The 12,464-nt window shown below is 42.3% G+C and carries 12 protein-coding genes; 5 read left to right on the forward strand and 7 right to left on the reverse strand.

Going from position 1 to position 12,464, the window contains the following annotated elements; genetic code table 11:
* Nucleotides 1-2: 2 nt before the first annotated feature.
* Complete coding sequence (locus tag B4G94_RS02420; RefSeq protein WP_286856937.1) at nucleotides 3-1,076, reverse strand: efflux RND transporter periplasmic adaptor subunit; 1,074 nt, start codon at nucleotides 1,074-1,076, stop codon at nucleotides 3-5.
* 332 nt (nucleotides 1,077-1,408) lie between these two features.
* Nucleotides 1,409-1,972: a helix-turn-helix domain-containing protein gene (locus B4G94_RS02425; RefSeq protein ID WP_286856939.1), complete on the reverse strand. Its 564-nt coding sequence runs from the start codon at nucleotides 1,970-1,972 to the stop codon at nucleotides 1,409-1,411.
* A gap of 214 nt (nucleotides 1,973-2,186) precedes the next feature.
* On the opposite strand from B4G94_RS02425, the gene B4G94_RS02430 reads away from it, so the two are divergent.
* Complete coding sequence (locus B4G94_RS02430) at nucleotides 2,187-2,453, forward strand: hypothetical protein (protein ID WP_286856940.1); 267 nt, start codon at nucleotides 2,187-2,189, stop codon at nucleotides 2,451-2,453.
* Between the two features lie 10 nt (nucleotides 2,454-2,463).
* On the opposite strand, the gene B4G94_RS02435 is transcribed toward B4G94_RS02430, so the two are convergent.
* The 5 genes from B4G94_RS02435 to B4G94_RS02455 all read right to left on the reverse strand — a co-directional run bounded on the left by B4G94_RS02435 (nucleotide 2,464) and on the right by B4G94_RS02455 (nucleotide 7,444).
* Nucleotides 2,464-3,534: an iron-sulfur cluster-binding domain-containing protein gene (locus tag B4G94_RS02435; protein ID WP_286856942.1), complete on the reverse strand. Its 1,071-nt coding sequence runs from the start codon at nucleotides 3,532-3,534 to the stop codon at nucleotides 2,464-2,466.
* Nucleotides 3,535-3,576: 42 nt separating this feature from the next.
* Complete coding sequence (locus B4G94_RS02440; protein ID WP_286856944.1) at nucleotides 3,577-3,948, reverse strand: helix-turn-helix domain-containing protein; 372 nt, start codon at nucleotides 3,946-3,948, stop codon at nucleotides 3,577-3,579.
* A gap of 123 nt (nucleotides 3,949-4,071) precedes the next feature.
* Entirely contained in the window at nucleotides 4,072-4,317 is a 246-nt protein-coding gene (locus B4G94_RS02445) for a heavy-metal-associated domain-containing protein (RefSeq protein WP_286856945.1), read from the reverse strand.
* Between the two features lie 104 nt (nucleotides 4,318-4,421).
* Nucleotides 4,422-4,916: a hypothetical protein gene (locus B4G94_RS02450; protein ID WP_286856946.1), complete on the reverse strand. Its 495-nt coding sequence runs from the start codon at nucleotides 4,914-4,916 to the stop codon at nucleotides 4,422-4,424.
* A gap of 209 nt (nucleotides 4,917-5,125) precedes the next feature.
* A complete protein-coding gene (locus tag B4G94_RS02455; RefSeq protein ID WP_286856947.1) occupies nucleotides 5,126-7,444 on the reverse strand; it encodes a GAF domain-containing protein in 2,319 nt (772 codons plus the stop codon).
* Between the two features lie 205 nt (nucleotides 7,445-7,649).
* Here B4G94_RS02455 and B4G94_RS02460 point away from each other — a divergent pair, with 205 nt between their 5' ends.
* The 4 genes from B4G94_RS02460 (at nucleotide 7,650) to B4G94_RS02475 (ending at nucleotide 12,393) form a co-directional block, all read left to right on the forward strand.
* Complete coding sequence (locus B4G94_RS02460; RefSeq protein WP_286856948.1) at nucleotides 7,650-8,408, forward strand: YoaK family protein; 759 nt, start codon at nucleotides 7,650-7,652, stop codon at nucleotides 8,406-8,408.
* A gap of 93 nt (nucleotides 8,409-8,501) precedes the next feature.
* Nucleotides 8,502-8,948, forward strand: a complete 447-nt coding sequence (locus B4G94_RS02465; protein ID WP_286856950.1) for a hypothetical protein — start codon at nucleotides 8,502-8,504, stop codon at nucleotides 8,946-8,948.
* A gap of 165 nt (nucleotides 8,949-9,113) precedes the next feature.
* Nucleotides 9,114-11,330: a glycosyltransferase gene (locus B4G94_RS02470; RefSeq protein WP_286856952.1), complete on the forward strand. Its 2,217-nt coding sequence runs from the start codon at nucleotides 9,114-9,116 to the stop codon at nucleotides 11,328-11,330.
* A 187-nt stretch (nucleotides 11,331-11,517) separates the two neighbouring features.
* On the forward strand, nucleotides 11,518-12,393 hold the full coding sequence (locus B4G94_RS02475; protein ID WP_165306897.1) for a helix-turn-helix domain-containing protein: 876 nt from the start codon (nucleotides 11,518-11,520) through the stop codon (nucleotides 12,391-12,393).
* The last annotated feature ends 71 nt before the right edge of the window (nucleotides 12,394-12,464 follow it).

The following is a 12,464-nucleotide window of genomic DNA, read 5'->3' on the forward strand; positions in this document are numbered from 1 at the left end:
TCTTATTTAGTTGGAATAATGGCTTTTACGGGGGTACCATCCGTAATGCGCAACATATTGGACACGATAATACTGTCTCCGGTGCTCAGACCGGATGTTATAACAGCATCCGCTTCCGTGCGGTTACTGATAGTGACTGCAACAGGCTTTGCTTTTCCGTCGACGATAACAAAGGCATTGTATCCGCCGTCACCGGGCATAAGGGCCTCTGTGGGTACCTTGACACCTTTAGCATCCTTGCCATTGCTGTCAAAATGTATTTTGGCGGACATACCCGGCCTGAATTTTTTATCGGAATTATCCACGCGTGCCTGCACTTCCAGGCTGCGGCCCGAAGCATCCAGTCCCGGCTCCGTGGCGAGCACGGTCGCCTCGAGTTGTGCTGCGGACAGGGCAGTGGTGAAGCGCACTTTTGTCCCGTTATTGATCAAAGGCAGATGCTTCTCGGAAATAGAAAAGTTAATCTTGAGGCTGATCTGATCCTGCAGGGTAACCAGCGCTGTACCGGGGATGACATAGGCGCCCACATGCACTTTTGAGATACCGATTTTTCCGGAGAATGGAGCTCGGATTATCGTCTTGGCCAGTTCGACACGAAGCAGTTCCTGCCGGGCGGTCAAAGAACGAAAATGCATAAGTGCCTCGTCGTATTCCTGCTGTTTTATCGTTTCGGTTTTCAACAGGTTCTGTAACCGCTCTTTATTCAGTTTTGCGAGCTCCAATTCAGCGCCCACCTGATTGAGACGTGCCCTGATATCGGTATCATTCAGGATATAAAGTATCGATCCCTGCTCCACGTAGCTACCGTCCTGAAATGCGACCCGGGCAATTTTTTGAGGCAGTTCGCTCACAATAGACACTTCCCGATAAGGCATCATGGTTCCTATGACGGTCTCGTCCTGACGGAGTTCCTCCTCCTGCGCGATCAGTATATCGACTGGTAACCGGGTGGCATCAGCCTTGGCGCCGCTCGATGCCGCAGCTGTTTTTTCGGGCTTGCTCTCACAGGCTATTAGTATAATACCCAGTAGGGGAACTAACATGCCCGTTCTGGATTTTGTTAATTTGTATAACATGGTCTTGCTTTTTAATTGTGCAATAAATGATTGAACGCTACTATCTTTATCAATTGATCATTGAAATTTTCCCGGCATTGCGCCGGTGGTTTACCCAAATACAAAATTGACGATACTCGTGCAGGCGCAGCGTATGCAACTCCTTATTCGATTTATAAGATTTACTGATTTTCACGGCAATTCTGATACCCTCGCGAATGCTGTTAGACGCTACTCTCTATTGCCCGCGCATCAGATGGTAAAGCTCTCATTTGTCGCCAATAGATTAAATGCGCAGGTAGGGTGTATAAACGTAGGGAAGTATAAAGGTAAAGGGGGATAAACAAGGCGAGCTACTGGTGTTTCAGTAGCCCAGTTGAATTTCTGGCCTGTTTAAAATGGCCAGACGTGAAGCCCGTGTATTTTTTCAGTTGGTTGGATAAGTATGCCTGACTACTGTACCCCATGGCATAGGCAATTTCAGTCAGGGACATTTCGGTGTAAATCAACAATTGCTTTACCCTTTCGAGTTTCCTAAAAATAATGTATTTTTCAAGCGTTATCCCCTCAGTCGACGAAAATAGGGCACTCAGGGTATCGTAATGCTTGTTTAGCTGATCGCTGATCAAGGTCGCAAACCGGGTCGGAACCCCACTCGCCAGCTGCATGTCAATACCTTTTTCAACATACTCTTTTATGCCATTGATTATCTTCTGTTTCTTTTCGTAATGCAATTCGAAGCCGTTTCCTTTCAGCATCGGTTCCATTGTATCCATCTTTTGAGGAAAATCATCTGTAGCCTTTAGTACGACTTGCCCCAGCATAATGTCCAGTACCTCAAAACCCAGAATCGTCATTTCTCTTTCCAGTACATATATACATCTATAGCACACCATTCCTTTTATTAACAGAGTCATAGTTTTCATCATGTATTTGTCCCTCTTTTTTATATTCGGATAAAATTCAGCATTTGTGCTAAATATGATTATATGATATTCCGTCTTAGATTTGCGAAATTTTAGGTTATTCCTTTTGACTACGTAAAATGTTATAACATAAAGGGGGGAAAAATATATAGCCGGTCCCATTGATCTTTCGGAACTTTGAAACAGATAATAATAGGTTAGCAAGATGAAGAACAGAGCAAGTAATGAACATCAGATCAGCAAGGTGCTGAAAGACTATAATTCGGGAAAAAGTGGCCTGGAGCTTTTTGATAAATATGGGGTATATGGCGCAACGGTTTACGAACTGAAAGATAAATATAAAGATGTCGCAATGGATATTCTGGCCGTACTGGTGAATTTGAACGAGGAGAACAACAGGTTGAAAACGATGTATACGGAGCTGTGTCTGCAGCATCGGAATCTTAAGGAACTGTTGAAGGAAAATTTTTGAGCCGTATGTGTTACTGTAGAGTAACACATACATCCCCGTTTTGGGGATAACTTTGACAGAGCAAAACTATTCCCGCTGCAATATCCTGCTCGGGCAACGCATCATGACGGAGCATATGAATTGTACCCATTGTTTTGACCGCCCAGCATGTACCGCAAGTTCCGTTGTTGCAAGAACTTGCTACATTGATATCATGTTTCTTCATGGCCTCCAATATCGATTGCCCCGATTTAACGCTGATAAGGGAAGTGCATTCGAACGTCTGTATTTCATCACCGACATAGGTATCCTCGAAATGTGTGACAATAACCTCATTTGTGCAGCCATCGGTTTCAAAATTGACCGCATTTCCGGATATCGCATTGAAATATTCCATATGGATATTTTCCTGCGGAATTTTTAGGCCTGTCAATGCATCCCGGTAGAGATCCATCAACGCAACCGGACCACAGATATAATATTGCGTGTCATTAATTGCCGGAACAAGCCTTTTGATAACCGATCGGAGCACAAGTAAAGAAAACCTCCCGGGGATATGGTTCATTTTTGTGGAAACAAATTCCGGATCCGTAAAAGAATAGCAAATATCCAGACTACGATCCACTTCAAGTGATGCTAATGAATTCTGGAAAATAGTCTGTTCCGGTGATTTGCTACTGTAAATCAATAAGGGATTATGTTTTGTAACGCCGATACTCTTCAACATCGAAAACAATGGTGAAATACCGCTTCCCCCTGCGAGCAGAACAACCTGCTGTTGATCTGCTATCTTTTGATCCAAAATAAAATTCCCAAATGGCCCCTCTATATTCCATGACTCAATATTCGCTGCATGATCTACAATATAGGAACTTACCTTACCGCCTTCAACCTTTTTTACCGTAATCGCAGGATAGTGATCCGAAGGTATGGAACTCAATGAATAAGACCGTATGAGCGATTCGCCGTTGAAATTAATCCGGACATTCAGGTACTGTCCGGGCAGATGGTTCATACGATGCCCGCTTGTATCGAAGTATATTGTTACGGTATCGTCTGTTTCCTTTACAATTTTATGTGTATGCCAGATATATTTTTTCATGCTATGATTCCTTGTGTGACAATGCTCATAAGTGTCAAACAGCTATATTTTGTTCTGTTGCCGACTGATGTTCTCAAGTTTGATTTTTCGGATACGTTTGAAGTGTGCCGATGTTAACCCGGTATAGTGCATTAATTGCTCCGATAGATCATTTGACGTTTCGTAACCTAGTGCTTTTGCGATCTGTGACAGTGGCTGTTCAGTATACACAAGCAGCTCTTTTACCTTCTCGACAATCTGTTTTAGAAAAACCGCTTCCAGACTCATATCACATCGGGCAAGGAACAGACTGTTCAATTCCTGATAATCTGTTTTTAGTTCGTTGCTAAGTTCCAGTGCGAATTGGACGGATTTTCCGGTTTCCAATTGCGATTGAATGATCTGCTCCGCTACGCGATAAACTCTCGTTATCATATACGGCCATTCATCTGAATTGTACATATTTATCATAACTTTTTTATAAAAAGGGACTTTTCGCAGAAATTCCTATCAGAAGCGTAAAGAAACAGGTAGTCTGCTTCTTTACGTTTCTGGGCACTACCCACAGCAACCTGTTGTGCAGTTTGAAGATTTTTCATCACGCTCAGCCATTACAGTATAACCTGCGTTCGTGATCGCGGACAGCAGTTCTTCTTCGATTTCATTGCGTCCAATTGAGACAGTAAGCTTTCCTGCTTCCAATCTTTCGATTTTGACATCATCAAACGTGTTGATCACAGCGTTCACTCTTGCTTGACAGTGTGTGCTCTGCATATCGGGTATGCTCAATGCTACATTTTTCATCTTGAATTTATTTTAGTCCTACAAATTTCCTGATTACATATCGGGGAATTACTATAGTATTCCGTGAAAGAGTTGTGAAATTTACTGATATGCAAGGATAGCGACTATTGGTTAATTGTCTTATCTTGAAATAATGGCAGTAGTTTTATCGGGCTGGGATCAGCTGCCATATGATTCTTTTGTTTTGACAAGATACTCATATACAGTTGCTGCTCCTTTGTTGTGATGGCCTGTATTAATGTACCATATCTTTTAGGCAGGGAAAATATGCCATTGTAATAATTATAAAGTATACTATTCTTCCTGAAATAGATTGCCCGAAGAAGATTGAGCTCGGCTATCAGATGCGGATTGTCCGAACCTGCCAAAAGAGTACGCGCGATAAACTCATAACTGCGCTCAAGCTCCTCTGAGATGACCAATTCCAAAATGATATTCATATTTCCAAAGAAACGAAAGAACTTACTTCTGGAGAGATTCAACGCTGAAATAAGATCTGATACTTTGAGCTGTCGTATTTTTCTGGTTGATAAAAGATCCTTGGTATGTGCAATTGACTTTCGAACGAGATTCGTGTTTTTTATATCATTTTTATCCATAAGAAATTTCCGTTAGTACAGTTGAAATTAATCCTGTCAGAAACTTGGGGTATAACAAGTTTAATCACAGGTAAAATTCGCAATATTAACATATTTGCGCCTATGGAATTGTTGAGGTGATTTGTAAGATTTTGTTTTTGGGAAAAATGTTTCTATGTCTTTTGGCATAGCAGCGATAGACCTACATCTGAAGATACCGCTAATCTGTCCTATGCCCGGAACCCCACGCGGATAGCTTTGAGACCGATCAGCCCCTGTAAATCCTCCACCTCAAATTTTTCGATATCTTCGTTTAATAAGCCTTTGTGCTGCAACAAATTGATATAACCTAAATATTCGGTTTCTTCATGTACATGAGAATAGACGATGACCAATTTCCCTTTTTGGGTAATACGCTCGGTAGACCCTTTTATTTTGGCTTTGTCGATGCGTTTTTTAGCAATTTCGTAACGTACGTTGTAGGATCCGTCGATATCAAACTGTTTTTCATCCATTTTGAAACGGATAGAAATCGGGGTGGCAAAAACCAAAACTAAGGAGGTCACCTCCAGCTGGTGCGGGAGCTGGGGCTGCAATATCCTAAACTGACTTTCCATTTCGCACATGACCTGCAATTGCCATAAACGTAAATTTTTGAGGTAATAGAGCTCAAAATTTTTGTCGGGTGCAATGGAAGCACCGATATAGAGGTTATGCTCAATGCCGTCGGTTTTATAACGTTCGTAATAATGCGGGAAATACTCCTGTGCTTCAACCTGCTTTTCGTCAAGAATAGTCACCAGCTTTTTATTGATCAGCGTGATCGAGTTGTCGTAATCCTGTCGTGCCTCATAAAATCCGCCTATGGCAAGGTTTATACGTTCGAAATAGGCATCAATCGCCTTTGCAATGTCGCTGTTTTTATTGTTTTTGCGGAAGTTGTCCAGAATGGGATGCACATCCAGATTAAAATGATCCAGGATGACCTGTTCGGTATCGGTTGTGAGCGTATGATCAAGCGTTTCTAGGTTTCGCTCCAGGTCAAAGATTTTCTGTTCAAACAGGGGTAAGCTGTGCTCTTGGTTGATGGCGGTAAACAATGCGATCAGGTCGGTCGCCTGATTGATCAGATCCTGCTTAATGGCCTGATTGCGGGATTCCGAAGAGCCTTGCACGTCAATCTGACCATAGAGTGGATACACGTGTTCAAAGATGATCTCCTGTAGGGTATAATCCTTTCCAAAGGCTCTGTCATTCAGGTAGTGGATTGCCTCTTCCTGAAAACGCCATTTGACACTGGGATGGATTGACGTATATTCTCTTTGAATGATCGCTTCAATCTGGTTCTCCGTTTCAGAAAATGCTTTGGATACTTTGTCCTTGATAAAAGGTAAAATAAAGTTGAGTTTGTTGGCATTGACCGAATTCAGTGCGCGGACTTTGGAAGAGGACATTTCCAAGATGCCGAGCACTTTATCGTCTTGTATCAAAGGGGCAAAGATAAAGCTCTTGACCTGTTGCTGTTTGAGTTTGTTGATAAAAAACTCTTTTTTCGGATCTAACGTGGGCAACTGGTCAATATCCGGAACAACCAAAAGCTCCTGGGTTTTTAGCATGCTTTCTAAGGTTTCATTACAAAGCATTTCTTCACACTCGGCTATCGTTGAATCGTAAAGCAGGTGGCTGTACAGCTGTTTTTCGACGATTCTCAGATTAAAGTCTTCCTTGATTTTTTCAAATGAGGTCAGCCCGATCCGCAGATCATCTATTCTGTAAATGGATCTGAAAATGTCCCGAATTTCTTCCAGCTGGGCAGGCGTATCTTCACGTAGCAAGTTGCTTTTGAAGCTGGATACAGCGTTCTCCGTCGTTGCATCGAAAAGGGTCATCAGGGAAAAACCTTTCATGATCCAGCTCTGTTCAGGAAATTTAGATTTCCACAGGGCGATATCCGAAAAATTATCAATCAGCTCAATAATGTCCTCCGAGGAAAGTTCCAATGCACGGTCCGTAGGAATAATATCTACAAAATCGGCATTGAACAGCACCCGGTAATGATGCATGATGTTATTTTTATCCGGAATATCCAGAAATATCGGCATATCCATGGCATCTACTTTAATGCCATAATACTGACTGATGATCATGCAGCAGTTTAGAATATAGTAGGTATCCGGAGAGAGGTCGCGGTAATTAAAATCATAATGATCACCGGCATCGCGGAGGATATTGTCCAGGCGTTCAGTATGATTGAAGGTGTATAGGTAAAAGGGGATCGTAACAGCCTTGATCTCATTCCTGGTCAGCGACCTTGGAAAAAGATCCGCCAAAAGGACTTTGATAATAGGCTCATATTGACGTAAATCTTCCTTTTTTTCGATCCCATCTGTCAGCATTGGGTATTTTTTAATTTCTTCCAGTAAAGATCGGGCATAGCTAGCCTGAAAATCAACTTCGGACAGCGCCGTCTCCTCAAAAGATCCGATAATCTTATGAAAGGCGATAAGAATCTTAAAAGGACTGGAGTCAAAGTTGAAGTTAAATTGCATAATGCGTTTTGCTGACTAAAATGTGCTTGTTATTAGATTCACACAAAAGTATAAAATAATCGGGTATTGAATGGCAAAAACTTAGGTAAACATCTCGTTCTCGATATATGGTTGTTTATTTATTGCATTTCGTTATTAAAAAGGGTAAATTGGACCTATTCTTATGTAAAGGTAGTTCAATAAAATAGTAGGTGAAAACAGCATTATGTTTAGGCATCGAGATAAGGGGCGAAATTATATCCATAATGTACAATTAGCTGCATTATTGTCCGTAGTAGCCGGAGTGGTAAATATAGTAGGGGTACTATCCTTTAAAACATTGACAACAAATGTAACTGGCCACTTTGCTTTTTTTTCAGAGGAGCTTTATCGAAATAATTACTTGTTTGCCTTGTTGAGCATACTTTATGTTATTTCCTTTTTGCTGGGTGCATTTGTCGCTAATACGACTATGGAACTTACATCCCGTGGGACGGCTCATTTTTCGTATAGTGTACCCATTGCTATTGAAATTATTTTACTCGCCTTTGTTTCACTTTTTAATTTTTCCATTTCCAACAATTCTGTTTGGCTTTCCTGTACACTTTTACTTGCTATGGGATTGCAAAATGCCTTAGTGACGAAAATATCCGGATCAGTTGTTCGCACGACGCATTTAACGGGATTGTTTACCGACTTAGGAATTGAGCTGTCCCAAGCGATTTTCTATAGGAAGATAAATGAACGCAAGCATTTAAGAAGAGGTATCCTGCTTAAGATCATCATTATCGGAGGTTTCTTCCTCGGCGGTATAATGGGGGCATTTATATATGGTTCGTTGGATAGGAAGACGCTATTATTGCCTGTTATTATATTGCTGATTGCACTTTTTTATGATCGCTTACTGCTCGGATTTTATAGACTGAGGAGGAAGAAGCAAGATTATAGGCATAAATCCGCTAGAAGCTCCCTGCGCAGCAAATAATCACTACAAACTGAACTATTTTGCATCGTCCGATGTTCTTCAAGTAATCCGCCTCTAAATGTACAGGAGGTTGAGAAACTAATACAAGATAAAATGAATGTATTTAACAAAAATATGTTAGGTGGACTAATCGGCGCGATAATCCTCAATGTGATCCACAGCGCAGCAAAAAGATTTGATACCGAAGCGCCAGCAATTGATGAAGTGGGCGAGGAGGCAATGAAAAAGACGGTGCAAGCTGCCGGATTTGAACCACCAAAGGGAAATGCATTGGTGGCGGCTACCTTTGGTGCTGATATTGCTTCAAATGCGATGTTATACACCATGATCGGGTATGGCGGCGATAAACATATCCTTCTCCGCGGGGCGCTGCTCGGGACTGTCGTCGGCCTGGCGACATTGACAATCCCGGAGCAAGCCGGACTCGATGCCAAGCCTATAAAAAAGACTGAACGCACAAAAATAATGACCGTATCCTGGTATATTATCGGCGGAATGGCAGCGGCGCTGGCCATAAAAGCTATGCGGAGAAAAGGATAAATATTTCGGGAATCTGGATAAATGGAAACATTCTTTTGGATTATACCATCCATCCGGTTTTAATTCTGTACATTTATAAAACCTCCCTACGTGCAGCACCTTGTTCAAGATACAAGACGATCGTATGCAAGGACTTCACATAAATAATCGACGATGATTTCAACAATGAAAAGAGGAATTGCATTCCTGTCAACTTTTCCCCCTCGCGCCTGCGGTATTGCCACCTACACAACAGATCTGATGAAGGCTATTTCAAGTAAATTTCGGGATTCATACGAGCTCATTCCCATACCAATTGTAGCACCTCAAGGTCTTACAAATTATGACAAGGCGCCTTTAGGTCTATTGCAGATTGCCGATCCACTTGCTTTTGATACGCTATTTGAAAACATTCAGTTCCAAAGGAATATTGATTTAGTCTGTATTGAACATGAATTCGGTTTATTCGTCGGTCAGGAAGTGAAATTCAGATCTTTCCTTTCTGAACTCAATGCGGCAAAGATCACCGTTGTGATCACTTTTCATACCATATTGCCGAGGCCAGATAGCAGGTTGCTTGAACAGGTAACTGCTATTGCGGCGTACTGTTCACAGATTATCGTCATGACACAAAATTCTGCTGATATTCTTATGAATACCTATGGGATCTCCACAGATAAAATCACGGTGATTGCACATGGCACGCATCTGGCTCCCGCAAATAATAAACAAGAAACACTGGAGCAGTATAATCTATTGAGCAAAAAGGTCCTGAGCACTTTTGGCCTTTTGGGTCCAAGCAAGAGTATCGAAACAACATTATATGCGCTCCCGGCTATTATCAGACAAAATCCTGATGTGCTATTTCTTATTCTGGGACAGACACACCCGACATTGCTACTTCAGGAAGGGGAGGCCTATAGAAATCTACTGGAAGAAATAATTGAGCGGTATGAACTTTCGGATCACGTCAGGTTTGTAAATGAATTTCTTTCGATCGAGTCGCTGTTAGCTTATCTATCGATCACGGACGTCTATCTTTTTACCTCAAAGGATCCCTTTCAGGCGGTCAGTGGAACCTTTTCTTATGCGTTGAGTTCGGGTTGTCCCATTGTTTCGACGCCGATTCCCCATGTCAGGGAAGTTCTGAAGGCAGACATGGGAACAATGATCGATTTTGAAGCATCGGACCAACTGGCTGAGGCTGTCAATCAAATTTTGGACGATGCACCGCGGCTGGAGAGAATCCGTCATGTGAACCTCCAAAAAATGGTTAAAACTTCTTGGCAAAACGTGGCTATTGCCCACGTCAATCTATTCGAACTGCTCGTCGACGAAAAAAGGGACATGATGTATTCTATGCCACCGCTCAATCTGGACCATATGTTTCGGATGTCAACGGAGCGTGCATTTGTCCAATTTGCGGACATCAGTATGCCCGACCTGAACAGTGGTTATGCGCTAGATGACAATGCCCGGGCCCTTATTGCGATGTTACATCACTATAAGTTATATGAATCTCAGGAAGACCTCGGACTGATCAAGAAATACCTGGATTTTATAGGCTATTGCATGCAGGAGGATGGTACATTTTTGAATTACGTGGACAGTGACGGTCATTTTACCGAACAGAACGAGCAGGAGAACCTGGAGGATGCCAATGGACGCGCGGTGTGGGCTTTGGGCGAAGTGGTCGGATTAGCGCATCTTTTACCGGAGCGAATAGTCAAACCTGCGATTGAACTTTTGGAACGAGCTTCCGCACATGCTTTGCTTTATTATTCAACTCGGTCGATGGCCTTTACAATAAAGGGCTTAAGTTTTATGAGAGGCAAAAATTATCAAACTATCGTAACTGTACTGGCGGACCGTCTGGTCGCGATGTTTACGCATGAAAGTAGGGGCGATTGGCAATGGTACGAATCCTACTTGACCTATGGCAATAGCGTAATTCCAGAAGCATTGTTGGCCGCTTACGAGACAACCGCTGATACAAGATATCGCGACATCGCTTACCAGTCCTTCGACTTTTTGTTGAGTAGAATCATTGTTGATGATGAGATCCATGTGATCTCCAATAAAGGCTGGGCGCAACGTGAACAGCCGCGATCTGAAGCTAAAGGCGGAGAACAGCCCATAGATGTGGCCTATACCATTATTGCGCTGGACAGGTTTTACAGACATACAAAAGATGAGCATTATAAAAACACGATACGGACAGCGTTTGAATGGTTTCTGGGACGCAATCATATCCAGCAGATCGTTTATAATCCGGTGACGGGTGGTTGTTTCGATGGTTTGGAAGAGCGTACCGTAAATATTAATCAGGGGGCAGAATCGACCATAAGTTATCTATTGGCAAGGCTCAAGATGGAGGCTTATTTGCCTGAGCATGTAAGCTAGCCTATAGCACCCTGATGGAACTGGGATACCTATGTGAATTATCAAACTCGATCTTTTTCATTTTAGAACTTTGCGCACGCGTACAATGTTCTTGGGGAATCAAATTTTCTATTTGGCGGACAGCTTGGAATTGTTTATCCTTGGGGATGAGTTATTGCTGCCGTTTTAATCCGGAAAATAAATGTCAATGGTAAAATTCAAACAAGGTATACCCATTAAAAAAGATATCCCCGTCAGGACGCTACCCAAAGAATTTGGGAATGGTATTGCTATCGCCAAAGTCTCACCCGATTCTTTCTGGGAGGACGAGGAAACGATGCAGGCCCATCGACACGATTATCATTTTTTTGTTTTGCAGAAAAGTGGTGTCACCGTCATGGAAGTAGATTTTAAGCAGTACCGCACAGATAAGCCCACCATCCATTATCAATCGCCCAACCAGGTACACCGCGCATTGAAGGTGGAAAACATCGAAATGTTTATGCTGATCATGAGCAATGAAAATATTCCCGCCGACTACCTGAATATTTTGCAGAGCATCTCGCCTCTAGAGCCTCTGGAGATCGGACCGGAAGATCTTGAGATTATTGAGAAGAGCTATAACCTCTGCGTTGATTTATATGAGCGGACGACGGACAAGCTGTATCCTTCTTTGCTGCGCGACAGCTGCAATGCATTGATCGGGTTACTGATTTCCATACATCTAAAATATACCAAATCGGCGGATTCACTTTCGCGATTTGAACGGATCAATAAGGCCTTTTTCCTAGCCTTGGAACAAAACTTCCAAACGCTGAAACGTCCCGCTGACTATGCCACCAAATTTAATATTTCTGTTTCCTATCTCAACGAATGTGTAAAAAATGTAACCGGCTTTTCGGTTTCCTACCATATTCAGCAGCGCGTGATTCTCGAAGCTAAACGATTACTATATCACTCAGACAAATCGGTTAAAGAGATTGCCTTTGAATTGGGTTATGAAGATTATCCTTATTTTTCCCGTCTGTTTACCAAGATATGCGGCATGAGTGCTAAAATGTTCCGTAGCAAAAACCACGATTAGTCCAATCAATACAGCTGTCCATTCTTTTTTTTGCTGCCGCTGCTGGCTTTCTTTGTATTGAATAAAAATAG

The organism is Sphingobacterium sp. UBA7625 (genome assembly GCF_002484085.1).
Lineage (GTDB): Bacteria > Bacteroidota > Bacteroidia > Sphingobacteriales > Sphingobacteriaceae > Sphingobacterium > Sphingobacterium athyrii.